The sequence below is a fragment of the Thioalkalivibrio sp. ALE22 genome, from assembly GCF_000381445.1.
Classification (GTDB): Bacteria; Pseudomonadota; Gammaproteobacteria; order Ectothiorhodospirales; family Ectothiorhodospiraceae; genus Thioalkalivibrio.
Window position 1 is genome coordinate 47,763 of record NZ_KB906507.1, and the last position, 23,914, is coordinate 71,676.

At 68.7% G+C, this 23,914-nt stretch carries 23 protein-coding genes, 2 tRNA genes and 1 riboswitch; of the genes, 21 read left to right on the forward strand and 4 right to left on the reverse strand.

All coding sequences use genetic code 11. The features are described from left to right. The first annotated feature begins 8 nt into the window (after positions 1–8). The 13 genes from F793_RS0109635 to cobJ all read left to right on the forward strand — a co-directional run bounded on the left by F793_RS0109635 (position 9) and on the right by cobJ (position 14,670). On the forward strand, positions 9–4,559 hold the full coding sequence (locus F793_RS0109635) for a cobaltochelatase subunit CobN (RefSeq protein ID WP_018882513.1): 4,551 nt from the start codon (positions 9–11) through the stop codon (positions 4,557–4,559). Between the two features lie 137 nt (positions 4,560–4,696). Next, positions 4,697–5,140: a MotA/TolQ/ExbB proton channel family protein gene (locus tag F793_RS0109640; protein WP_018882514.1), complete on the forward strand. Its 444-nt coding sequence runs from the start codon at positions 4,697–4,699 to the stop codon at positions 5,138–5,140. Next, positions 5,137–5,427 carry a DUF2149 domain-containing protein gene (locus tag F793_RS0109645; RefSeq protein ID WP_018882515.1) on the forward strand — a complete coding sequence of 97 codons (291 nt, stop codon included), beginning with the start codon at positions 5,137–5,139 and terminating at the stop codon, positions 5,425–5,427. The genes F793_RS0109640 and F793_RS0109645 overlap by 4 nt, the downstream gene beginning before the upstream one ends. Positions 5,428–5,479: 52 nt before the next feature. After that, positions 5,480–6,094: a cob(I)yrinic acid a,c-diamide adenosyltransferase gene (gene cobO / locus F793_RS0109650; RefSeq protein ID WP_018875751.1), complete on the forward strand. Its 615-nt coding sequence runs from the start codon at positions 5,480–5,482 to the stop codon at positions 6,092–6,094. Beyond that, complete coding sequence (locus F793_RS0109655; protein WP_018875750.1) at positions 6,091–7,383, forward strand: cobyrinate a,c-diamide synthase; 1,293 nt, start codon at positions 6,091–6,093, stop codon at positions 7,381–7,383. Before cobO ends, F793_RS0109655 begins: the two co-directional genes overlap by 4 nt. Continuing rightward, complete coding sequence (gene cobA, locus F793_RS0109660) at positions 7,380–8,234, forward strand: uroporphyrinogen-III C-methyltransferase (RefSeq protein WP_026280888.1); 855 nt, start codon at positions 7,380–7,382, stop codon at positions 8,232–8,234. Before F793_RS0109655 ends, cobA begins: the two co-directional genes overlap by 4 nt. Before the next feature lie 22 nt (positions 8,235–8,256). Next, positions 8,257–9,366 carry a cobalt-precorrin-5B (C(1))-methyltransferase gene (locus tag F793_RS0109665; protein ID WP_018882518.1) on the forward strand — a complete coding sequence of 370 codons (1,110 nt, stop codon included), beginning with the start codon at positions 8,257–8,259 and terminating at the stop codon, positions 9,364–9,366. Then, positions 9,363–10,307 carry an ABC transporter ATP-binding protein gene (locus F793_RS0109670; protein ID WP_018878379.1) on the forward strand — a complete coding sequence of 315 codons (945 nt, stop codon included), beginning with the start codon at positions 9,363–9,365 and terminating at the stop codon, positions 10,305–10,307. Before F793_RS0109665 ends, F793_RS0109670 begins: the two co-directional genes overlap by 4 nt. Further along, complete coding sequence (locus tag F793_RS0109675; protein ID WP_038028170.1) at positions 10,304–11,077, forward strand: ABC transporter permease; 774 nt, start codon at positions 10,304–10,306, stop codon at positions 11,075–11,077. Before F793_RS0109670 ends, F793_RS0109675 begins: the two co-directional genes overlap by 4 nt. Before the next feature lie 71 nt (positions 11,078–11,148). After that, positions 11,149–12,480 (forward strand): precorrin-3B synthase, encoded by a 1,332-nt coding sequence (gene cobG, locus F793_RS0109680; RefSeq protein ID WP_018882520.1) that lies wholly within the window; start codon positions 11,149–11,151, stop codon positions 12,478–12,480. Next, positions 12,477–13,130 (forward strand): precorrin-8X methylmutase, encoded by a 654-nt coding sequence (locus F793_RS0109685; RefSeq protein ID WP_018875744.1) that lies wholly within the window; start codon positions 12,477–12,479, stop codon positions 13,128–13,130. Before cobG ends, F793_RS0109685 begins: the two co-directional genes overlap by 4 nt. Further along, positions 13,127–13,882, forward strand: coding sequence for a precorrin-2 C(20)-methyltransferase (locus F793_RS0109690; RefSeq protein WP_038037128.1), 756 nt, complete (start codon positions 13,127–13,129; stop codon positions 13,880–13,882). Before F793_RS0109685 ends, F793_RS0109690 begins: the two co-directional genes overlap by 4 nt. Then, entirely contained in the window at positions 13,879–14,670 is a 792-nt protein-coding gene (cobJ, locus tag F793_RS0109695) for a precorrin-3B C(17)-methyltransferase (RefSeq protein ID WP_018878377.1), read from the forward strand. Before F793_RS0109690 ends, cobJ begins: the two co-directional genes overlap by 4 nt. Here the strand turns inward: cobJ and F793_RS0109700 are convergent. Next, complete coding sequence (locus F793_RS0109700; RefSeq protein WP_018882522.1) at positions 14,643–15,461, reverse strand: cobalt-precorrin-6A reductase; 819 nt, start codon at positions 15,459–15,461, stop codon at positions 14,643–14,645. The two genes, cobJ and F793_RS0109700, sit on opposite strands and share 28 nt — an antisense overlap. Positions 15,462–15,465: 4 nt before the next feature. On the opposite strand from F793_RS0109700, the gene F793_RS0109705 reads away from it, so the two are divergent. The 3 genes from F793_RS0109705 to cobM are packed head-to-tail and all read left to right on the forward strand — an operon-like array spanning position 15,466 to position 17,902. Beyond that, positions 15,466–16,701 (forward strand): bifunctional cobalt-precorrin-7 (C(5))-methyltransferase/cobalt-precorrin-6B (C(15))-methyltransferase, encoded by a 1,236-nt coding sequence (locus F793_RS0109705; RefSeq protein WP_018866849.1) that lies wholly within the window; start codon positions 15,466–15,468, stop codon positions 16,699–16,701. Continuing rightward, positions 16,680–17,141, forward strand: a complete 462-nt coding sequence (locus tag F793_RS0109710) for a cobalamin biosynthesis protein (protein WP_018866848.1) — start codon at positions 16,680–16,682, stop codon at positions 17,139–17,141. Before F793_RS0109705 ends, F793_RS0109710 begins: the two co-directional genes overlap by 22 nt. Beyond that, positions 17,138–17,902 (forward strand): precorrin-4 C(11)-methyltransferase, encoded by a 765-nt coding sequence (gene cobM / locus F793_RS0109715; RefSeq protein ID WP_018875740.1) that lies wholly within the window; start codon positions 17,138–17,140, stop codon positions 17,900–17,902. The genes F793_RS0109710 and cobM overlap by 4 nt, the downstream gene beginning before the upstream one ends. 194 nt (positions 17,903–18,096) lie before the next feature. Here cobM and F793_RS0109720 read toward each other — a convergent pair whose 3' ends face one another. Then, complete coding sequence (locus F793_RS0109720) at positions 18,097–18,654, reverse strand: cytochrome c (RefSeq protein WP_018875739.1); 558 nt, start codon at positions 18,652–18,654, stop codon at positions 18,097–18,099. Positions 18,655–18,674: 20 nt separating this feature from the next. Next, the gene (locus F793_RS0109725; RefSeq protein ID WP_018880466.1) at positions 18,675–19,805 is read right to left on the reverse strand and encodes a porin; all 1,131 of its coding nucleotides are present in this window, start codon (positions 19,803–19,805) and stop codon (positions 18,675–18,677) included. A 110-nt stretch (positions 19,806–19,915) separates the two neighbouring features. Next, a riboswitch (cobalamin riboswitch) is annotated at positions 19,916–20,138 on the reverse strand. Between the two features lie 192 nt (positions 20,139–20,330). On the opposite strand from F793_RS0109725, the gene F793_RS0109730 reads away from it, so the two are divergent. Next, entirely contained in the window at positions 20,331–21,335 is a 1,005-nt protein-coding gene (locus tag F793_RS0109730; RefSeq protein WP_018882523.1) for a cytochrome-c peroxidase, read from the forward strand. A 75-nt stretch (positions 21,336–21,410) separates the two neighbouring features. On the opposite strand, the gene F793_RS0109735 is transcribed toward F793_RS0109730, so the two are convergent. Beyond that, positions 21,411–21,854 (reverse strand): DUF4399 domain-containing protein, encoded by a 444-nt coding sequence (locus tag F793_RS0109735; protein WP_026280890.1) that lies wholly within the window; start codon positions 21,852–21,854, stop codon positions 21,411–21,413. 138 nt (positions 21,855–21,992) lie between these two features. Here F793_RS0109735 and gltX point away from each other — a divergent pair, with 138 nt between their 5' ends. The 4 genes from gltX to F793_RS0109755 all read left to right on the forward strand — a co-directional run bounded on the left by gltX (position 21,993) and on the right by F793_RS0109755 (position 23,862). Next, complete coding sequence (gene gltX / locus F793_RS0109740) at positions 21,993–23,399, forward strand: glutamate--tRNA ligase (protein ID WP_018878900.1); 1,407 nt, start codon at positions 21,993–21,995, stop codon at positions 23,397–23,399. 42 nt (positions 23,400–23,441) lie between these two features. After that, positions 23,442–23,517 (forward strand) — tRNA-Ala (locus tag F793_RS0109745). A gap of 24 nt (positions 23,518–23,541) precedes the next feature. Beyond that, positions 23,542–23,766, forward strand: a complete 225-nt coding sequence (locus tag F793_RS0109750; protein WP_026279239.1) for a hypothetical protein — start codon at positions 23,542–23,544, stop codon at positions 23,764–23,766. 20 nt (positions 23,767–23,786) lie between these two features. Next, positions 23,787–23,862: transfer RNA gene (locus tag F793_RS0109755), tRNA-Glu, on the forward strand. The last annotated feature ends 52 nt before the right edge of the window (positions 23,863–23,914 follow it).

Consider the following 23,914-nt stretch of genomic DNA (forward strand, 5'->3'; position numbering starts at 1 on the left):
AAGTTTCCATGCGTTTTCGTTGCACGATCCTGAGCATCTTCGCGCTTTTTCTTTTCGGAATGGTACCGGCCCATGCGGGTCCGCTCGTGGTGGGTGTGGTCTCCGATCGCTCGGCGGCGGAGGTGGCCGCTGGCGCGCATCGCTTCCTGGAGGCTCATCCGCAGGCGGAGGTGATCCTGCGGACACCGGAGCAACTCGCGGACAAGTCGGACGAGGCGGTATCGGCGCTGTGGCGGGAGGCCGACGCCATACTCGTTGCGGCTGTTTTCGGGGACCAGGCCGCGCGCCTCGACCGTCTGTTGCGGGAGGCCCCGCCGCCCGAGGGGGCCCCGATTCTGGCCATTAACAGCGTGCGTCACCTGACGGCGCTGTCCCGGATCGGCGGCGAGGCCGTACTCGTGGGTCTCGATGACGAGAAGCGAACCGAACTGGCGGCCAACCCCGACCCGGGCGAAGACCCGCGCGTGCACCTGGCCCAACAGCGGGAGCGTTTCCCCGAACAGGCGGACTGGCTGACCGGGCGCGCGTTCTATCAGGGGCGTACACCGGAGAATATGGAGGGGCTGATGCGCTGGCTGGCCGCGCGCGGCGGGCACGAGAACGAAGTTCCGGAGCCGGACCCGCGCGAGACCATCCGCTATTACCGGCATGGGAACTCCACTCCCGACCCGGACGATCTCGAGCTGGACGACGGGCCCGCCGTGGCGTTGCTGGACCTGGATACCGGTGACCGGCCGGGAGACCGCGCGCTGCTGGACGCAGCCTGCGAAGCCCTGGAGGCGCGAGACATCCAGTGCTTTGCGGTGCTGGCGCGCTGGGGCGGGGCCAGCCGCGAGGCGGTCGAGACGCTGGCCGAGGCGGCCGGGCCGGCGGATCTGGCGGGTATCGTCAGCCTGCAGGACTTCGTGGTCGGCGGGGGCGGCAACCGCGAGGCGGTGGCCGAGGCCTTCGGCGAGCTGGATGTCCCGGTGATCAAGGGCATCCGTCTGGCAGATGTGAGCGCGACCCAGTGGCGGCTGTCGCACGAGGGCATCCCCTGGGACAAGGTCCACTACCACGTGGCCATGCCGGAGTTGCAGGGCATGAGCCAGCCGATGGTGCTCGCGACCGCGGGCGCGCCGGAACAGGACGAACGCACCGGCGTGCGCCTGACCCTGACCGAGCCGGTCGACGAGCGGGTCGAGGCCCTGGCCGATCGGGTGGCGAGCTGGCAGCGGCTGCGCCGCCTGGACAACGCGGACAAGCGCGTGGCGGTGGTCTACTACAACCATCCGCCGGGTCGCCAGAACATTGGTGCGGACAAGCTGGATGTCCCCGAGTCGCTGCTGGAGATCCTGCAGCGCCTCGAAGCCGCCGGGTACGACCTGGGCGACGCGGTGCCGGAGGACGCCGAGACCCTGCTGGAGATGATCCAGGATCGAGCCGTGAACCTGCCGGAACAGGCGGATGCGCTGGACGCGATCGCCGGCCGGGTCGCCTCGCTGGATCGCGACCAGTATCAGGCGTATTTCGACAGCCTGCCGGAGCCCGTCCGGGCCGAACTGGTCGACGGCCCGATCGGCTATCTGCAGGCACGTCTGGAGGCCGCCAGGGCCGCCGACAAGGTCGAGATCGCGCAAGCTGCGCTGGAAAGCGGTGTCGGTGATCTGCGCCACATGCTCGAGAGTTATCCGCACGCGGCGCAGGAGCGGGCACTGGACCTGCTGGCCCAGTACGAGGAGGCCTGGGAGGCCACGCTGGCGGGAGAAGATGCCCACGCGACCACTGAGCAGTTGCGCAAGGCGTTGGTGCGCACGGGCATCCCCGGCCTGACCGGCTGGGGCGAGCCGCCGGGCGAGGCGATGACCCGCGATGGCGAGATGCTGTTCCCGGGGATCGAATTCGGCAATGTATTCATCGGGCCGCAGCCGCCGCGCGGCTGGGAGGTCAGCGAGCGCCTGCTGCACGCGAATACCACGTTCCCGCCGACCCACCAGTATGTCGGCTTCTACCACTGGATCCGCGATCACTTCGAGGCCGATGCGCTGGTCTATGTGGGCCGCCACTCGACCCGCGAATTCCTGCCGCGCCGGCGCGCGGGGCTGGCACCGGATGACTATCCCGAGATCCTCGGGGGCGCCCTGCCGATCATCTATCCCTACATCGTCGATGGTGTGGGCGAGGGTATCCAGGCCAAGCGCCGCGCCATGGGCGTGATGATCAGCCACCTGACCCCGCCGCTGGCGGCCACCGAGCTCTACGACAGCCTGCTGGAACTGCGCCAGCTGGTGGAGACCTACGAGGCCGCCGCGCAGCCGGATGCCGCGACGCGCTCGCGGGCCGTCCAGACCCTGCGCGAACGTATCGAGGACCTTGGCCTGACCGAGACCATCGAGCGTGAACTGGCGCGGGGTCACCATCACGATCACGGGCATCACCATGATGATCACGGTGATCATCACGAGGGGCATCACGACGAGGACCACGCGGGACATGGCGAAGGCCACGGAGACGAACACGGCGACGAACATCGCGACGCGGACCATCACCGGGAACACGGGGATGAAGAGCACGAACACGCCCATGAGCATGACCACGCGGACGAGCATGCGGATGAGGGCCATGATGAACACGCAACGACCGTGCTGGCGGAGATGGACGAGGAGTTGCTGGTCCACGAGATCGGGCATTACCTGACCGACATGCAGGAAGACCAGATGCCGCTGGGGCTGCATGTGTTCGGACGCGACTGGAGCGACGAGGCTGTGGACACGATGCTCGAGTCGATGGCGGGTGACGACGCGGTCGGCGACGACTGGGACGCCAAGCTGCGTGGGTCCCCGGCGAGCGAGCGCGCGCATCTGCTGGCGGCGCTGGAAGGCCGTTTCGTGCCGCCAGGGCAGGGCAACGACCCGATCCGTACGCCGGAGGTATTGCCGACCGGGCGCAACTTCCACGCGCTGGCGGCGGACCTGGTCCCCACGCGTATCGCCTGGGGTATCGGTCAGGAGCTGGCCGCGGATGCCCGCGAGCACGGTGATCCCGAGGCGGATGGCAGCGAGGCGATCATCCTCTGGGCGTCGGATACTGTGCGTGACGAGGGCGTGATGATCGCCTTTGGCATGGACATGCTGGGCATTCGTCCGGCCTGGAACAGTCGCGGGATCGTCCAGGGGCTGGAGCGCATGGACCTTGATGAAGCCGGGCGCGATCGACGTCGCGATGCCCTGTTTACCACCTCCGGTCTGTTCCGCGACCTCTACGAGGACCAGCTGGTGTGGCTGGACCGGGCCGCGCGCCTCGCGCTGGACGGATCGTCCGAGACCATTCTTGCCGAGTACCCCGAGCTGGAAGAGGCACTGGAAGCGGCGTTGGCCCCGCTGGGGCAAGACCTGCGCGATCCGGGCACCGAGCCCCTGGCGCGCAACGATGTGGCCGCCCAATGGGTGGAGGACACCCAGGCCCTGCGCGCCGCAGGCCTCAATGGCCTCGAGGCGGGTCAGCAGGCCGCGCTGCGGGTGTTCGGTACCGCCCCCGGGGCCTATGGGGCCGGGGTCAATCGTCTCGCGGACCGTTCCGGGGCCTGGGAGGACCGAGCCGAACTGGGCGCGGCCTATCTGCGCCGGATGGGCCACGCCTACGGGGCGGACGAATCCGGTGGCTCCGCGCACGAGGCCTTCGAGGCCCGGCTGGGCCAGGTCGGGCGCACCTATCTCGGGCGCGCCTCGCACCTCTACGGCCTGCTGGACAACGACGACGGTTTTGACTTCCAGGGCGGGCTCTCGACCGCGGTCGAAAGTATTCGCGGCGCTGTGCCGGACAACCGCGTGCTGCAGCACGCCGATCCGGACGACCCGCGGGTGGAGACGCTGGGCCGCGCGCTGATGCGCGAGCTGCAGGGGCAGAACCTGAACCCGCAGTGGATCGAGCCGCTGATGGACCACGGCTATGCCGGGGCGCGGACCATGGCCCGCGACTTCGTCGACAACCTGTGGGGCTGGCAGGCCACCAATCCCGAGATCATCCGCTCCTGGGTCTGGGACGAGGTGCATGACGTGTATCTGCAGGACCGCCACGGCCTGGGCGTGGACGAATTCCTCGCCGACGGCCACAACGTGCATGTGAAGACCCACCTGCAGGCCGTGCATCTGGTGGCCGCCAGTCGTGGGTTCTGGGAGGCCGATCCGGAGGTACTGGAGGCCCTGTCCGAACGCTTTGCCGAACTGGTGGCGGAACACGGCCTGCCGGGCAGCGGGCACACGCGCCCCGACCACCCGATGCTGGACGAGGTGGCCGAGCGCCTGGAGGAGCCCGAACTGCGCGAGGCCTTCGAGGCCGTGCGCGCGTCCGCGCAGATCGATCGCGCACAGGCGGAGGCCGACCCCAGCCGTGTCACCGAGATCCAGCCGCTGGAAGACCCGGCGGCGCAAGAGATGCCGGAGATCCCCGAACCGGCCGAGGCCGACGGCGGGCAGGAGGCTGGCGACGAGGCGGGGGGCATGCCCTGGCTCCCGTGGCTGGTCGCCGGCGTGCTGTTCCTGCTTCTGATCGGTGGTGTCGCCGCCGGCCGACGGCGATAACCGCCGCTGGAAATGTCTCCTGTAGGAGGCCAGCCCTCTGGCCGATGGGGTATGTCCGGCGGCTCATCGGCCAGAGGGCTGGCCTCCTACATAAGAACGTGGGAAGCGCTGAACAAAGGTTAATGAGGTAAACGCGAATGCCGTTCTCGATCACGATGGAACTGATGGATACCGTGGTGCGCTGGCTGCTGGAGCCGGTGATCATCGGCCTGCTGGTGCTGGTCGCGGTCGCCGTGTGGGAGCTGGGCCTGGCACTGGGCGAACGTTCCGGTGGGGTACGCCGCCTGGAACTGAGCGGCGATGCCGAACGCCTCGCCTACCGCGCACGACGCCGCATCGACCGCGCGGATCTGCTGGCACGCATCGGCCCGATGCTCGGGCTGATGGGGACGTTGATTCCGCTGGGTCCCGGGCTGGCCGCGATGGGCCGGGGCGAACTGGAAATCCTCGCCCAGGCCGTTACGGTGGCGTTCAACACCACGGTGCTGGGGCTGCTGGTCGGCATCCTCGGCTTCCTGCTTGGACGCCTCCGGCGGCGCTGGTATGACGCCGCGATGGAGCGCCTGGAGGCGGCGGCATGAGGGTCCCGCACTACCGCGCCAGCCGTTTCGATGCCCCCGACGAGGAGCCGATGGGCCCGCTCGCCAACCTGGCCGATATCATGCTGGTGTTCGCCGTGGGCCTGATGGTGGTGATGGCTGCTTCCAGTAACGGGCTGGAGCCGGCCAGCGGCGGCGCCGAGATCGAGGCCGGCCGCGAGATCCCGGACCCGCCCGAGGGCGCCGGCGAGGCCGGCTCCGGCTTCGAGTCGATGGGCCAGGTCTACCGTGACCCGGAGACCGGACGAATGATCCTGATCGGCGAGTAGACCCGCCCCCTGCGCACCCCGAACAAGCAATGAACTCAAGGAGTACATCAACATGACCAACGATACCGACGCCGCCAAGGCCGAACGCCACGCGCAGCGTATGGCGCGCAAGAAGGAAGTGGTGGACCGCAAGATCGCCGAGGCCCAGGAAGAAAAGGGCGTGTTCCTGATCCTGACCGGAAACGGCAAGGGCAAGAGCTCCTCCGGCTTCGGCATGGTTGCGCGCGCCCTGGGGCACGGCATGCACGTCGGCATCGTGCAGTTCATCAAGGGCCAGTTCGCCACCGGCGAGGAGGCCTTCTTCCGTGGCCAGGACAAGGTGCAGTACCACGTGATGGGCGAGGGCTACACCTGGGAGACCCAGGACCGCGACAAGGATGTGGCCGCGGCCCGCGAGGCCTGGGCACATGCCCGCGACATGCTGCACGACCCGAACGTCGACCTGGTGCTGCTCGACGAGCTGCACATCGCGCTGAAATATCAGTACCTGGATGTGGACGAGGTGCTGGAGGATCTCGCCAATCGCCCGCCGATGCAGCACGTGATTACCACCGGCCGCGCCGCGCCGAAGGCACTGATCGAGGCGGCCGACACCGTGAGCGAGATCGGCGTGGTCAAGCATGCCTTTCAGGCCGGCATCAAGGCGCAGAAGGGGATCGAGCTGTGAGTGTGAGCTGCCCCGCGGCGTTCGTGGCGGCCCCGGCCTCGGGGCAGGGCAAGACCACGATCACCGCCGCCATCGCCCGTTACCACCGCAACCAGGGTTTGCGCGTGCGCGTGTTCAAGACCGGCCCCGACTTCCTCGACCCGATGATCCTGGAACAGGCATCCGGGCATCCGGTCGACGCCCTGCATCTGTGGATGGTCGGGGAAGAAGCCTGTCGAGCGATGCTGTACGAGGCCGCACAGGATGCCGATCTGATCCTGGTCGAGGGCTCGATGGGGCTGTTCGATGGCGATCCCTCCGGGGCGGATCTGGCGCAGGCCTTCGGTTTGCCGATCCTGGCCATGGTGGACGCCAGCGGCATGGGCCAGACATTCGGGGCGCTGGTGCATGGCCTGTCGACCTACCGCCCGGGTCTGTCCTTCGCGGGCGTGATTGCCAACCGGGTGGGCAGTCCGGGCCATGCGCGGATGCTGGAGGATTGCACCCCGGAGGCGATCCGCTTCTTTGGTGCCGTGCAGCGTAACGAAACGCTGAGTGTCCCGGATCGTCACCTGGGGCTGGTGCAGGCCGGCGAGATCGCCGATCTGGATGCGCGGCTGGAGGCGGCAGCGGCCGCGATTGAAGAGGCTGGGGTGACAGGGCTCCCGGAGCCGGTGCGCTTTGATCCGGAAACAATTGCGCCGATCGAGGCGGCGCTGTCCGGCGTGCGCATTGCGATCGCGCGGGATGCGGCTTTTGCTTTCATGTATCCGGCCAACCTGCGCCTGCTGGAGAAGATGGGCGCCGAACTGCGGTTCTTTTCCCCGCTTGCGGGGGACGGGTTACCAGAGGCCGATGCCGTCTGGCTGCCGGGTGGCTACCCCGAGTTGTATCTGGATCAGCTGTCCGCCAATGCTGTCCTGAAGTCGGACCTTGAGGCCCATCATGCGGCGGGTCGCCCCATCCTGGCGGAGTGCGGGGGCTTTCTCTACCTGCTGGATGAACTGGCCAATCGCGAGGGTCATGCCGCGGCCATGGCCGGGCTGGTGCCGGGCAAGGCCCAGCTGGCAGACCGCCTGCAGGGTCTGGGGCTCCAGGCGGCCCCGCTGCCGGAGGGCGAGCTGCGCGGGCACACCTTCCATCACACCCATTCCGAGGTCGGGCTCGAGCCCTATGGTCATTGCTGGCGTGCGCGCGGGACGGGGTCGCAGGGCGAGGCGATCTATCGTGACGGGCGCCTGACCGCGACCTATCTGCATGCCTGGTTCCCCTCCAACCCGCAGGCCACGGCGCGACTGTTCCAGGCATGAGCGGTACAGGGCAGCACAAGGTGGCCAGGATCGGATCCGGTGCGCGCCCTGGGGTGACCCTCCCGTTTCGCGGCGAGCGGCGGGCCGGGTGCGTGGATCTGGTGGGCGCGGGGCCGGGCGATCCAGGCCTGCTGACACTGGACGCGCTCAGCGCGATGCAGCACGCGGAGATCCTGCTGCACGACCGCCTGATCCCGCAGGCGATCCTGGATCTGGCAAACCCCAAGGCGCAGCGTCTGTACGTGGGCAAGGCGCGCTCGCGGCACAGTTGTGATCAGGGCGATCTGAACGATCGCATGGTCGCGCTGGCTCGGGAGGGGCACTACGTGGTGCGCCTGAAGGGGGGTGACCCGTTTGTCTACGGGCGGGGCGGCGAGGAGGCCGCCGCGATTGCCGCCGCCGGGGTGCCAGTGCGCATCGTGCCGGGGATTACCGCAGCCGGTGGCTGTGCAGCCTATGCAGGGATCCCGCTGACCCATCGCGATCACGCCTATCGCTGCCAGTTCGTGACCGCCCACCGGCGTGCCGGCGAGACCAAGCTGGACTGGGCCTCGCTGGTGCATCCGCAGCAGACCCTGGTCGTCTACATGGGGCTGCATACCCTGGCCGAGGTCTGTGGCGAGATGATGGCGGCGGGTGCGGACGGCGCGATGCCGGCCGCGCTGGTCGAACAGGGGACGCGCCCGGGCCAGCGTGTCATCGAAGGCGTTCTGGCCGACCTCCCCGCGCGGGTGGCGGATCTGGATATCCAGTCGCCGGCGCTGCTGATCGCGGGCGAGGTCGTGCGCCTGCGCGAGACGATCGCCACGCAGGGTGCCGAGTCCGTCCCGGGAACGCATGAAACCGGCTGAGCAGAACAGCTCGGCGGGCGGAATGCGCCCGGAGACGCCCGAGACGAGCGGGCGTCTGCGCACGGGGCTGACCACCGGTGTGTGTGCGACCGCCGGTGCCGTTGCCGGCGCACGCTGGCTGCTGGAGGGGCGGCGGCTCGAGATGGTGGAAGTCATCCTGCCGAAGGGACAGGTCGTGAGCCTGACACTGAACGACCTCGAACCCACTCCGGGCGGCGCGGTTGCCGGGGTCATCAAGGATGCCGGCGACGACCCGGATGCCACCCACGGGGCCCGGGTCTGGGTGGAGGTGAATCTGTGCGGTGCGCCCGGTGTCGAGTTCGTGGCGGGTGCCGGGGTCGGGACGGTCACGCGCCCGGGCCTGGTGCTGGAGCCGGGCGAGCCCGCCATCAATCCGGTCCCCCGACGCATGATCCAGGGGCATCTGGAGACACTGGCTGCAGCCGCTGGGTACAGCGGGGGCTTCAGGGTCACGGTCGGCGTGGACGGTGGCGAACGCATTGCCGGGCGGACCATGAACGCCCGCCTGGGGATCCTCGGGGGGCTCTCGATCCTGGGCACCACCGGCATCGTCCGGCCGTTTTCCTGCGCCGCCTATATCGCATCCATTCATCAGGCCATAGACGTGGCCCGCGCCAACGGCTGTCCGCGTGTGGCCTGCTGCACCGGGGGTACCAGCGAGGCGGCGATGCGCGAACAGTACGGCCTGGACGACATGGCGCTGATCGAGATGGGGGATCTGTTCGGGGCGGCACTGAAGTACCTGGGGCGTCATCCTCTGCCTGCGGTGGTGCTGGCCGCGGGGTTCGGCAAGCTCAGCAAATTCGCGGCCGGACACCTGGATGCCCACAGCCGCAAGTCGCGCATCGATCTCGACGCGCTGGCGGAGGAGGCGGCGGATCTGGGAGGCAGCCAGGAACTAGTCGCGCGCATCCGCGCGGCGAATACCAGCGCCCAGGCGCTTGCGGATTGCCTGGAGCAGGGTGTGGCGCTGGCCGACCGTATCAGTGCGCGCGCCTGGCAGCGGGCGCGCGGGATGCTGCCGGAGACCACGGCGCTGGAGGTCTGCGCGGTGGATCGGGCCGGACGCATCGTCGGGTTGGCCAGGGACACCGGGGGGCTGGCGCCATGATGGCCCCGGCAATCGCCCTGAAGTCGGTGGCCAAGCGCTATGCCGGTGGCCGGGTCGGGCTGGCGGACGTGGACCTGGAAGTCCCGGCGGGCCGCTTTTTCGGCCTGCTGGGGCCGAATGGGGCCGGCAAGACGACCCTGGTGGGACTGCTGACCACGCTGGTGCGGGCCGATCGCGGGTCGATCCGGGTCTGCGGCTTCGACGTGGCGACACAGGCGGTTGCGGCGAAGGCCTGCATGGGCGTGGTGCCGCAGGAGATCAACTTCAACAGCTTCGAGCCGGTGGGCGAGATTGTTGAAGCCCAGGCGGCCTATTACGGATTGTCCCCGCGGCGGGCGCGCGAGCGTACTGGCCAGGTACTGGAACAGGTGGGCCTGGCGGACCGGCGGCGGCAGTCCGCCTGGGGGCTGTCGGGCGGAATGAAGCGCCGGCTGATGATTGCCCGGGCGCTGGTGCACCGCCCGCGCGTGCTGCTGCTGGACGAGCCGACCGCGGGGGTGGACCTCGAGGGACGCCATACAACCTGGGAACTGCTGCGTGCGCTGAATGCGGATGGTGTGACCATCCTCCTGACGACGCACTACCTCGAGGAGGCGGAAGCGCTGTGCGATTCGCTGGCGATTCTGGATCAGGGCGAGATCGTTGCGCGCGGCGAGACCGGAGAACTGCTGCACGGGCTGAACGTGCAGACCCTGGTGCTCGAGTTGAGCGCCCCCCTTGATGCGTGCCCCGAGCTGGAAGGGTTGGCGATCCGGCGGGTGGATCGCTGGACCCTGGAGATTGACCTGCCGCAGGGTATGGAGGTGAACGCGCTTTTTGAGCGTCTCGGTGTGTACGGTGTCCGGGTGGCGGGCCTGCGCAACAAGCGCAACCGGCTCGAGTCGCTGTTCCTGCAGCGCATCGCGGAACGTGCCAGTGCATCGCAGGGGGCCGGGACATGAGGCTCGCGGCTTACGGATTTGCCTACCGCGGGATGGTGATCAAGCAGGTGCGCCGCTTCCTGCGTGCCTGGGTGCAGAACCTGCTGCCATCGGTGGTGACGACCGTTCTGTTTCTGGTGATCTTTGGCCACCTGGTCGGGCGCGAGCTGGGCACCATGCGTGGCGTCGACTACGCCGATTTCATCCTGCCGGGCCTGATCATCCTGGCCGTGTCCACCAACGCCTACAGCAATGTGACGCTGGCGTTCTATGGCGCGCGCCTGCAGCGGCACATCGAGGAATTGCTGGTTGCGCCACTCCCCGCCTGGCTGATCGTGGCGGGCTTTGCAACCGGCGGGGTGATCCGCGGTCTGCTGGCCGGGGCGCTAGTGGCGCTGGTTGCGATCCCGTTTACCAACCTGCAACTGCACCACCTGGCGGCGACTCTGGGGATCGCGCTGGTCAGTGCCACGCTGTTCGCCCTGGCCGGCCTGCTGAATGGCCTGTACGCGCGCAGTTTCGACCACACCTCCGTGGTGGCGACGTTTGTGCTGACCCCCCTGATCTATCTGGGAGGGCTGTTCTATCCGGTGGAACGGATGCCCGAGCCCTGGCAGTCGCTGGCAGCGCTGAACCCGCTGTACTACATGGTCGAGGGCTTTCGCTACGGCCTGTTGGGGACCGGGTCCTTCGCCTGGGCCACAACCTTCTGGGTGCTCGTGGGGACCACCCTGGTTGTCGGCGGGGTGGCCTGGACCCTGGTCGCTCGCGGCGTGCGGATCCGGTCATGAGCAGGGGTCCGAAGCCGTTGGGTGCCGAGCATCCGCGTGTGCGCCGGGCGTGTCCCGGAGTCGCTGCGCCCATGACGACCGGAGACGGGCTTCTGATGCGGGTACGTCACCCGATCGGAGGGCTTGACGCGGCGCAGGCGCGCATCCTCGCCGAGGTGGCGCTGCGTTTCGGTTCCGGTGACCTGGAGCTGACCAGTCGCGGCAATCTGCAATTGCGCGGTCTGGACACGCCGGGCCTGGAGACGGCACGGGCCGAACTGGAGGCGGCGGGTCTGGCGGATCGCGATCCCGAGGCGGAGGCGGTGCGCATTGTGCTGGTGGCACCAGCGACGGATATTGACCCGGAGGCCGCCATGGATGTACAGCCCATCGCGCGGCAACTTGCGCGGGCACTGGGCGCAACCCCGCGCCTGCGCGCACTGCCGCCGAAGGTCGGGGTGCTGGTGGAGGCGGGTGGCGGGTTGCCGCTGGGTAGAGTGCCGGCGGACCTTCGACTGGAGGCCTGTACGGGACCGGGTGGCGTGTGGATTCGCGTGGCCGTCGGGGCGTCGGCTCACGCCGCGACGGTGCTTGGGTGGGCACGCCCGGAGAAGGCCGTGGACGCTGCCCTGCAAGTCCTCGAGCAATTCGTGGCGCTGCGCCAGGGGGATCCGGATCCGCCGGGCCGTTTGCCCGGCGCACTGGCTCGGTTCGGCGCGAAGGCCCTGACGCCTCCCGGGCTGGAGCGGGTGCTTCCGGGTGGGGATCCGGTTGCGGCACGGAGCAGCGAAAACGCCGACTCCGGGATTGGTGCGTGCCTGAATGGCGATGCCTTCGGGGTCGCGTTCCCGTTCGGATCCCTGCGCGCCGAGGCCCTGCGGGGGCTGGCCGAGCAGATCCGCGGCCAAGAAGGGCGCCTGCGGCTGACTCCCTGGCGCAGCGTGCTGCTGGTCGGGGCGCGGCCGATCACCCTGGACCGGCTGGCTGAATGGGGCGGAGTAACGGATCCACGAGATCCTCGCCTAGTGGTGAGCGCCTGTGTCGGTCAGGGGGGATGCTCGGCGGGTACGACATTCACTCGGGCGGACGCCGCGATGCTCGGGACAGCCGCCCGCGGGCTGCTGGCGGATGACGAATATCTGCATGTCAGTGGCTGCGAGAAGCACTGCGGGAGGCCCGCGAATGCCCGGGTGGTCCTTGCGGCGCGGGCGGGGCATTACGACCTGTCGCTGCAATCTGCCCCGGCGCACTGGGAGGCCCTTCTTGAGGGTCTTTCACCGGATCAGCTGCGAGCGGCCCTGTCGGCGCTTGAACAGATTACGCACGCAGAGCGCGTCGGGATGCTCGCGGCCCTGCGCAGGCTGGGCCCGACCGACCTGCGTCGGCGCCTCAACGCGATGATGAATAACGGAGAAGAAACATGACGCAGAGCGATACCGCGGGGGTCGTACCGGATTACGAGCGCGACGGCGCAGCCATCTACCGGGAATCCTTCGCGATTATTCGATCCGAGGCGGCGCTGGATCGTTTTCCGGAGGATCTGGTGTCTGCGGTGGTACGCATGATCCATGCCTGCGGTATGACCGACCTGCCGCAGGACGTCGGGTTTTCGGCTGGCGTGGCCCGGGCGGCTCGCGCGGCGCTGGCTGCTGGCGCGCCGATCCTCTGCGACAGCAACATGGTGGCGCATGGGGTCACGCGCGCCCGGCTGCCGGCGGATAACCCGGTGATCTGCAGCCTGCGCGAGGACGGAGTGGTGGCTGCTGCCGAGCGTATGGGCACAACGCGTTCGGCGGCGGCGCTGGAATGGTGGCGACCGCATATGGAGGGTGCGGTGGTGGCGATCGGGAATGCGCCCACGGCCCTGTTTCACCTGCTGGAGATGCTGCACCAGGGCGCGCCGCGTCCGGCCGCGGTACTCGGTATCCCGGTGGGCTTTGTCGGTGCGGTGGAGAGCAAGGAGGCGCTGGCCGCCAGCCCGCTGGACCTCGAGTACCTGACCATCTTCGGACGCCGCGGTGGCAGCGCCATGGCCGCGGCGGCCATCAACGCCTTTGCGAGTGACCGGATATGAAGACTTCTTCCCCTGTGAATGCATCTCCGGAGGCGGGCTGCCTGTATGGAGTCGGCACCGGGCCTGGCGATCCCGAGCTGCTGACGTTGAAGGCCGCGCGGCTGATCGCACAGAGTCCGGTCGTGGCCTACTTCTGCCGCCGTGGCGGGCGCGGTCAGGCGCGTGCGATTGTGGACGCCCACCTTGGTACCGGCCAGTGCGAGATGCCGCTGGAGTACCCGGTGACCAACGAGATTCCGCACGGCTCCGAGGAATACCGCCGCCGCATCGAACAGTTCTTCGACGCCTGTGCCGAGCAGCTGGCGGCCGAACTGGAAGCCGGGCGCTCGGTCGTGGTGCTGAACGAGGGCGACCCGTTCTTCTACGGCTCCTTCATGCACGTATACCTGCGGCTCAAGGAGCGCTTTCGCACGAGTATTGTGCCCGGAGTGACTTCGATGATGGCCTCTGCCGCCCAACTGCCAACTCCGTTGACCATGCGCGATGACCTGCTGACGGTGATCCCGGGCACGATGCCGATCGACGATCTGCGCCAGGCCCTGCAGGGGACTGATGCAGCGGTCATCATGAAAGTGGGGACCCATCGCGATGCGGTGGTCGGTGTCCTGCAGGAGCTGGGGCTGAGTGAGCGCGCCTGGTACGTGGGACGCGCCAGCACTGCCGAGGAGCGGGTCCTGCCGCTGTCCGAGATCCCGGAACGGGTGCCCTATTTCTCGATGATCGTGATCCCCGGGCGCGGGGTTCGGCGATGAGCGGGGATGGCGGTCCGGTGGTCGGTCGGCTGAGTGTGGTCGGGGTGGGTCCGGCGGGGCCGGAATGGATCACACCGGAGGTCGCTGCCCGTCTCGAAGCGGCCACCGATCTGGTGGGGTACGGGCCGTACCTGGAACGGATTGCGGGCCCTCATCACCGTGTTCATTCCTCGGACAACCGTGAGGAACTGGCGCGCGCGATGCACGCCCTGGACATGGCCGCCGAGGGGCGGGACGTGGCCGTGGTCTCGGGTGGCGATCCGGGCGTATTCGCGATGGCGGCGGCGGTTTTCGAGGCCCTGGAAGGGGCGCAAGCGCAACGCTGGGCGGGAGTCGAGGTGGACGTGACTCCCGGGATCTCAGCGATGCAGGCCGCCGCGGCGCGGCTGGGTGCGCCGCTGGGGAACGATTTCTGCGTGATTTCGCTGTCGGACAACCTCAAGCCCTGGTCGCTGATCCGGCGGCGGGTGCGGCTGGCGGCCGAGGCCGACTTCGCCATGGCCTTCTACAACCCGATCTCGCGCGCACGTCCCTGGCAGCTGGGGGAGGCACTGGGCATCGTGCGCGAGGTGCAGGGGTCGGAGACACTGGTCGTGCTGGCCACCGCGGTGGGACGCGGCAAACGCGAAGACGTGCAGATCTCCACCCTCGGCGAGGTGGACCCGACGGCGGCCAACATGAGCACGCTGGTGATCGTGGGCGCCGCCTCCACCCGGGTGCTGGAGCGCCCCTCCGGCCGGCGCCACGTGTACACCCCGCGCTATGTCGAGTCGGCGGAGTCGCGGTGAACGCGCGGGAGGCCTTCCAGCCACTCCAGGGCTGCCTGCGGGGCGTGGAAGCGGGGCACCCCGGGGGCGTCCGGCGGCCGGTCCACCATCACCACCGGGATGCCGCGTTCGCGTGCGGCCTGCAGCTTGGGGGCGGTGGCCTCGCCGCCGCTGTCCTTGGTGACCAGCACGTCGATGGCGTGGGTCTCCAGCAGCCGGTGCTCGTCGGCTAGGCTGAACGGGCCGCGGGCCCGCAGCCAGGTGACCCGGGGCAGCGCCGGCGGCGGTTCCGGCGGGTCGATGGTGCGGATCACGTAGTCCAGCTCGGGCGCGGCCGCGAAGGCCTCCAGGTGCTGGCGCCCGGTGGTGATGAGCACGCGCCGGCCGAGGCCGGGGAGCGCGCGGGCGGCGGCCTCCAGGTCGGGCACGCGCAGCCAGTGATCCCCGGGGGTCGCCTGCCACGGCGGCCGGGTCAGCCGGGCCAGGGGTACGCCGGCGCGGCGCGTGGCGGCGACGGCATTGGCCGAGATCTGCCGCGCGAACGGGTGGGTGGCGTCGACCACGGCGTCGATCGCGTGGTCGCGCAGCAAGGCGGTGAGGCCCTCGGCGCCGCCGAACCCGCCGGTGCGCCGCGGCAGTCGCGAGGGTGCCGGCCTGCGCGTGCGTCCGGCCAGCGACACGGTGGCGTGCAGCCGCGGGTGGCCGTCCAGCAGCGGTTCCAGGGCTGCGGCCTCGGTGGTGCCGCCCAGCAGCAGGATCTGCCGCGGGCGCGCAGCCCGGGGGCCGGTTTCGGAGGATGAACGGGAGCTCATGAGGATGACCAGTCTAGCCACCAATGACGAACGAGCGCCATGGCTGAACATCGTCGGCGTGGGCGCGGAGGGGCTCGCCGGGCTGACCCCGGATGCCCGCATGGCGCTGGACACGGCGGCGACGGTGATCGGCGGCGCACGGCATCTGGAGATGCTGCCGGAGCGGCCGGGGCAGGAGCGCCTGGTGTGGCCGTCGCCGCTGGAGACCGCGCTGGACTGGATCGAGGCGCGCGCCGGACAGCCGCTGTGCGTGCTCGCCAGCGGTGACCCCTTCTGGTTCGGGGTGGGGGCGACCCTGATGCGGCGCTTTCCGGTCGCGCAGACCGCCGTCTGGCCGGCGCCCTCGGCGTTCAGCCTGGCCGCCGCGCGCATGGGCTGGCCGCTGCAGCAGACCCGCTGCCTGTCGGTGCACGGCCGGCCGATGGAGGCGCTGCGGCCCTGGCTGCATGACGGCGCGCGACTGCTGATCCTGAGCCGCGACGGGGATACCCCGGCGGAACTGGCGCACTGGCTGACCGGGCTCGGCTTCGGCGATTCCACCCTGACCGTGCTGCAGTCCCTCGGTGCGGACCGCGAGGCGGTCGTCCGCGCGCGCGCCGGGGCCTGGCCGGAGGTCGCGATCGAGGCGCTGAACACCGTGGCGCTGGAATGCCGGGCCGATCCGGCGGCGCAGGTGCTGGCCGCCAGTGCCGGCCGGCCGGAGGCGCAGTTCGAGCAGGACGGTCAGATCACCAAGCGCGAGGTGCGGGCGGTGGCGCTGGCCCTGCTGGCGCCCGGTCGCGGCGAGCGGCTGTGGGACGTGGGCGCCGGCTCCGGTGCCATCGGCATCGAGTGGATGCTGGCGGATCCGGCCAACACCGCCGTGGCCATCGAGCCGCGCGCGGAGCGCCTGGAACGCATCGCGCGCAACGCGAGCGCACTGGGAGTGCCGGCACTGCGCCGCATCCACGGGCGCGCGCCGGAGGCGCTGGATGACCTGTTTGCCCCCGACGCGATCTTCATCGGTGGTGGGCTGACGACGCCCGGGCTGGTGGAACACTGCGTGGAGCGTCTGTGCCCGGGGGGGCGCCTGGTCGCCAGCAGCGTGACGGTGGAGGGCGATGCGGTGTTGGCGGCGGCTCGCGAGCGCCATGGTGGCGAGCTGACACGCATCAATGTGAGTCGCTCGGAACCGCTGGGCGCGATGTCCGGCTGGAAACCGCTGCGGCCGGTGACCCTGTGGGCCCTGCGCCGGATCTGAACCAGGAGGGGGGCTTGGTCGTGCCGGGCGTCGGCTTCGCCTCCGCCTGTACGGCCCGGGAGCTGGAGGGTCTGATGCGCGAGGTACTGGCCGAGGCTCGCGCCGTGCTGGGAGTGGAGCGTGCCGGAGTGCTCGGGGCCCGGCAGCTGGCGGCACCGGTGCATAAGAGTGACAGTCGCATGCTGGCGACGGTCGCGCGGGAGCTGGAACTGGAACTCGTATTCCCGTCCATGGCCGCCCTTGCGGACTGCCAGGGGGGAGTGCTGACGGAGTCGCCACGGGTGCGTGCAACGGCCGGGGTCGGTTCCGTGGCCGAGGCAGCGGCGCTGGCAGCGGCCGGCGAGGGCGCGCGTCTGCTGTTGCCGCGGCGTCTGTCACCGCAGGCCAGCTGCGCGGTGGCCTGGGTCGACCGCCAACATCTTTTCGAGGAGTCATCATGACGGTTCATTTTGTCGGTGCAGGCCCGGGTGCCGCGGATCTGCTGACCCTGCGCGGCCGGGATCGTATTGCGGCCTGTCCGGTGTGCCTGTACGCGGGTTCACTGGTGCCGGAGGCCGTGCTGGAACATGCCCCGGAGGGGGCGCGCGTGGTCAACACCGCGCCGCTGACGCTGGACGCGATCATGGAGGAGATCGAACGCGCCCACGCGGCGGGCCAGGACGTGGCGCGCCTGCACTCCGGCGACCTGTCGGTCTACAGCGCGCTGGGCGAGCAGATCCGTCGGCTGGAGGCGGCCGGGATCGAGTACAGCATCACGCCCGGCGTGCCGGCATTCTCCGCCGCCGCCGCGACCCTGGGGCGGGAACTGACGGTGCCGGAGGTGGCGCAGTCGGTGGTGCTGACGCGCACGCCGGGACGGGCGTCCTCCATGCCGGAGCGCGAACGGCTGGCGAGCTTTGCCGCCACCGGGGCGACCCTGGCGATCCATCTTTCGCTGCACAATATCGAGACCGTGGTCGAGGACCTGCGGCCGCACTACGGCTGCGACTGCCCGGTGGCCATCGTCTTCCGTGCCAGCTGGCCGGACGAGACCGTGGTGCGCGGTTCGCTGGGGAATATCGCGGAACGGGCGCAGGCCCTGACCACGCGGCGCTCGGCGCTGATCCTGGTGGGCCCGGCGCTGGACCCGGGCGATTTCCGCGACAGTGCGCTGTACGACCCGGCGCATGTGCGCCGTTACCGCGGCATGGACGGGGACTAAGCGGCGGCGGCCCCGATCTTCCGCAGGCAGGGGTGACTCCGGTGGGTGTTGTGGGGCACTGGGCTTTTCGCCTGCAAGCAGGTTCCCACATCGCCAGGAACCTGTAGGAGTCTGCTTGCAGGCGAAGGCGGTTTCTTCTCGATCAGGACCACGGAAAGGGCCGCCGTGAGGCGGCCCCTTGGTTCCCGCCCGGTTTAGCGGCGGCGGTAGTGGTCGTGGCAGGCCAAGCAATGGTGGCGCACGCCGTTCAGGGCCTCGGTGGCGCGAAGCTGGAAGTCTTCGTTCTCCAGGTCCTCGGCCGCCTCGACCTTGCGCTGCAGTCGTTCGGCGGCCTCGCGGTAGGCTGCCTTGTACTCGGAGAACTCCGGGTCCTCCCAGGCCGCGGGCAGGGCGCCGGGTTCGCCGCCCCGCGCCGGGGTCTCGCGAGCGAACCAGGTTTCGATGTCGGCGGCTCGGCGCGCCAGTTCCTCGGCGAGGTCGGGCAGGCGCTCGGCGAACGGTGCGTCGTAGCGCAGGATCTGCTCGATGCTGCGGTAGGTGGCTGAGGTGCCCTGCATGCTTTGCTGGCGGAAGCGCTGGAAGGCCTCGGTGGCGTCCACTGTGGCCGGGTTGTCCATCGTCTCGCTGTAGTCTTTGCCCCAGGGGCCGGGCATGGGGAGCGTCACCTCGTCGCCATGGGCGCCGGTGGCGGCAAGCAGGAACAGGACAAGGCCGGCGATCCGGAGGGCCGGTGTAAAGGGGGGTCGAGTCATGTCGGATCTCCTTTCCAGTGTCAGAAGCGGAATTGGTGCTGCAAGTGCAGCTCCCAGTCCGAAGTGCCGGCGTCGCGGTCCAGCCACATCAATTGGGTTTTTTGTCGCTGGCCGCGGTGGTACCAGTTGAGGCCGGCGCCCCGCTCGCGCTGCCAGCGCTCGTCGGTGCCGAGGTCGTTGCCGGCGTCGTGGCGCAGCACAGCGTGGCGCGCGGCAACCTCGAGCCCCTCCCAGGGCAGTGCCTGAGCCAGCTCGAGTTCGGCGCCCAAGTCGTGGTAGGAGGGGCCGTGATCGGGCGATACGTCGCGGCGGAAGGCGGCGAATGAAATGGCGGTGCGGGCAAACTTGACGACGCTGTCGGCCGTTGCGGTGACCCAGTCGGCGCGTTGCTGATTTACCTGGTTCTCCCGCCCGCGAGTCCAGTCGCGCAGGTGATTGCGGTTCGCCGCCTGCAGGCCGACGCCGTGGGCCACTGTATGCTCGACCGGCTTGCCGACGGTCGTGTTGTCGCGTGGAAGGGTGCCTACCGGTGCCCAGGCCCCCCGAGCGCTGAACAGGTGGCCGGAGGTGGACGGTCGGTCATCCCGCTGGTCAAGGCGGCCGCGACCATCAAACACGCCGATGGCCCAGGCCCGGTCGTCGCTGTCGCCCCCCAGTAGGGTGACGCCGGTATCGCGTCCAGCCGGGACCTCGAACTGATTCCCCGCGATGCTCAATTCGGTGAACAGCCGGTTGGGGCCACCGATGTCCCTCGGCAGGCCGAAGGGTACGGTGAACTGGCCGGCGCGCAGGTCGAGGGACTCGGTCAGTGCGTATTGGAGCCAGACATCGCGCATCGAGAGCTCGCCGCTGCTGAAGTCGGGCTGCAGGCGAAAACTAAGATCGGGGTGGAAGAGGGTGCCCGTCGTATCCAGCCAGGCGCGGCGAAAGTCGAATTCGGTGGTGGTTCCCTCGTCGCCCCGCTCGATGGCGTAGCGGCCCTGGATGAGCGGGTCCAGGGTGATTGCGAAGCCGTCGGCTTCGCTGCCGAACTCGAACTGTGCCTGGAGGGGGGAAGCCCCGCCACTGGCGATCAACAGGCCGAGAAGGGTCGGGGCCGGAGCCAGGAGTGGCGGCCGGCCGGGTCGTCGGGTCGGTTTGTTCAAGGTCATTCTCCCTGGGACGCACACCCCGTGCGCCGTGGATGGAACGACGCTGGGTGGGCCAGGGGAGGTCGGGGACTATAGACACAGCAAGCCCGACCCGACCGCTTGCCCGCCGCAGCGTCAGGTTTCCTCCTGGCCGGTCTCCGGACTCGTGAAGCGGGCGGGGGTGCCCGGGCGGATCGCCTTCCCACACCGAATTGCGGCGCAGTGGTTGTTGATCCGTTGTCTTCACCTACCGTTGCGGGGGCAGTGCCGGCATTGCGAACGGCAGTTCGCGCACCGGCTTCCCGATTATCCCCGGCGATGGAACGCCAGGGCACCTGGAGGCGGGGCGAAGGGTACTGGGGTGCAAACAGGCTGGCAAGAAGAGCGTTTGATGAGCGACCAACCGCAGTGATTGATCTGGATCAACGGGAGCGCTGATTTCGCTGGTCGATCGAATACCGGGTCGATAGGGTGGGATTCAGGTGATTTGGACCGAGTCTATATCGGTCTTCGCCGACACCGATCCAATCTCAGGGAGACTTTGCCATGATCCGAGGTTCTTATCTTCGCAGCGCCATCTTTTCGGTCTGCACCGCCCTGGCGCTGGGCGTGGCCGCGCCCGCCGTGGCGGATACTGATTACTCGCAGTATCGCGACGTGTTCGAGCCGCTGCCGGCGCTGCCGCCGATCCCGGCGGACAACTCGATGACCAAGGAGAAGATCGAGCTGGGCAAGATGCTGTTCTTCGAGCCGCGCATCTCCAGCTCCGGCGTGATCTCCTGCGCGACCTGCCACAACCCGGCGCTGGGCTGGGCGGACCGCATCCCGCGCGCGGTAGGCCATGACGGCCAGGTTGGCGAGCGCAATACCCCGACCGTGCTGAATTCCGGCTTCTTCACCGCGCAGTTCTGGGATGGCCGAGAGGACGACCTGGAGGGGCAGGCCCTGGGCCCGATCCAGGACGCGATCGAGATGGCGATGCCGCTGGAGGATGCGATCGCCCGCCTGGAGGAGTTCAATGAGTACCAGGAGAAATTCGAGGCCGCCTATCCCGACTATGACGGCGACAACGTGATCAATACCGACCACGTGGCCAAGGCGCTGGCGACGTTCCAGCGTACGCTGAACACCCCGAACTCGCCGCTGGATCGCTGGCTGGCCGGGGATGAGGGCGCGATGAGCGAGCAGCAGATGCGCGGGATGAAACTGTTCGCCGACAACGGCTGCGTGGCCTGTCACCGTGGGCCGGCGCTGACCGACAGCAACTTCCACCGTATCCAGGTGCCGGGTTCGGAGGACGAGGGCCGCTACCTGGTCACGGGTGAGGAGAGCGACCGGTTTGCGTTCAAGACCCCGACCCTGCGCAACGTGGCCCTGACCTACCCCTACATGAACAACGGGGAGACCGCCACGCTGGAAGAGGCGATCCGCATCATGGGCGAGGAAATGCTGGGGCAGGACTTCAGCGATGACGAGGTCGCGGATATCGAGGCCTTCATGCACGCGCTGACCGGCGACATGCCGCAGTTCGAGATTCCTGCGCTGCCGTAACCGGCCGCATCGGAATCGAATGCGCCAGCCCCCCTCCGGAAACGGAGGGGGGCTTTTTGATGGTGTGGTACAGATCTATTCCACGGTAATCGTGATCTTCTCGGAGACAACGGGCGGGTCGAAGCTGATGTGACGGTAGTCCATGAACAGCAGTTGCAGGGCGTATTCGCCGGGTTCCAGTTCCAGCTCGCCCTCGGTCTGCCCGCCGCCGAAATGGCGCTTGTGGTCGGAGAAGGGCAGCGAGGCGTCCAGGTCCACCTCGTCGAGCGGCTTGTTCACCAGCAGGTGGTGGTGGCCGGTGTTGTCCATCTCCACACCGGCCGGGGCGACACCCATGCCGCGCAGGCCCATCTGGACCCGCACCGGGCTTTCGAGCGTTTCGCCATCCTGCGGGCTGATGAAATAGACCTTCGCGCCATCCGGCGGCGCGATGCGGTCGCTGCCCATGGCACTTCCGGCCAGCGCGAGGCCTCCCGTCAGCACGAGCAGTGTGGAGAGCCGAGTAAGAGCGGTATTCATGGGTACTCCTTGGGCCCGGGTTCGGCCGGTCTGTGTACTCATTTCGAGTATAGTCGGCGGTCCGCGCGGCAGTGCAGTGGCGTTCTGCTACCCTATGCGCCTTCGTTTTCCACCTCCCGATCGAGACGAGTAGCCCGCATGAGTTTTCGCACCCGTTTTGCCCCCAGTCCGACCGGCTATCTGCATATCGGCGGTGCCCGCACCGCGCTGTTCTCCTGGCTGTACGCCCGCCACCATGGTGGCGAGTTCGTACTGCGGATCGAGGACACCGATCTGGAGCGCAGCACCGCGGAGTCGGTGAACGCGATCCTCGAGGGCATGAACTGGCTGGGGCTGACCTACGATCACGGGCCGTTCTACCAGACGGAACGCTTCGACCGGTACAAGGAGGTGATCGACCAGCTGATGGCTGCAGGCCACGCCTATCGCTGCTACTGCACGAAGGAAGAGCTGGATGCGATGCGCGAGGAGCAGAAGGCGCGCAAGGAAAAGCCGCGCTACGACGGTCGCTGCCGTGCGCGCACCGAGCCGCGCGAGGGCGTGGAGCCGGTCATCCGCTTTCGCACGCCGGACGAGGGCGTGACCGTCGTCGATGACATGGTGCGTGGCAAGGTCGCGTTCCAGAACAGCGAGCTGGACGACCTGATCATCGCCCGCTCCGACGGCTCGCCGACCTACAACCTGACGGTGGTGGTCGACGACATGGACATGGGGATCACCCATGTGGTCCGTGGCGATGACCACCTGAACAATACCCCGCGCCAGATCAACATCCTGAAAGCGCTGGGCGTGGAACCGCCGCGCTACGGCCACCTGCCGATGATCATGGGCCCGGACGGTGCCAAGCTGTCCAAGCGCCACGGGGCGGTCTCGGTGATGCAGTACCGCGACGAGGGCTACCTGCCGGAGGCGCTGCTGAACTACCTGGTGCGCCTGGGCTGGGCCCACGGCGACCAGGAGATCTTCTCGGTGGACGAACTGGTGCGTCTGTTCGATATCGAGGACGTCAACCAGTCCGCCTCGGCGATCAACCCCGACAAGCTCCTGTGGCTCAACCAGCACTACATCAAGTCGCTGGACCCGGATCATGTGGCGCTGGAGTTCGGCTGGCACCTGGGCCAGCTGGGCATCGATCCGGCCAATGGTCCGGCGATGCGCGATGTGGTGATCGCCCAGCGCGAACGCGCGCGCACGCTGCGCGAGATGGCCGAGAACAGCGTGTACTTCTATCGCGAGTTCGAGGACTACGACGAGAAGGCCGCGCGCAAGCAGCTGACCGCCGAGGCAAAGCCCGTGCTGCAGACCCTGCACGACGGGTTCAGCGCACTGGGCGCCTGGGAAAAGGAGCCGCTGCACGAGGTGGTGGTGCATACCGGCGAGCGCCTGGAGCTGAAGCTCGGCAAGGTCGCGCAGCCGCTGCGCGTGGCCCTCACCGGGGGTACGGTCTCCCCGCCCATCGATGATACGCTGGTGCTCATCGGGCGCGAGCGCGCCCTGGCCCGCATCGACCGCGCGCTGGCGAAAATTTCCGCCGAAGCGGGTTGACACATTTCGGGGTGCTGGCTACAGTACGCGCTCGCCTGACACGGGGCCATAGCTCAGCTGGGAGAGCGCCTGCATGGCATGCAGGAGGTCGGCGGTTCGATCCCGCCTGGCTCCACCACTCAGGTGATTTGCGAGTTCATCAATGCATCGTTTCGGGGTCATATCACTCTACGTTGGATTGGTGCTGGCAGTAGTCGGATTGATCGGCGGATTCGGGCTGATGCTCACCGGGGAACAGACCTGGTCCAAGCCCCTCATCGCGCTGGTACCGATCGGGTTTTTGCTGGTATTCAACGGTCTGGTGACGACGCTTCTGCATCGGCCACCGGGTAGCGAAGAAGACCGGCCCAAAGGCCCACCGGAATAGCAACAAGACGTTGCCTCTACGTCCCCATCGTCTAGAGGCCTAGGACACCGCCCTTTCACGGCGGCGACCGGGGTTCGAATCCCCGTGGGGACGCCATATCCCGAGAAGGCCCGAACCGGAAGGTTCGGGCCTTTTCTTTTTTGGGTGG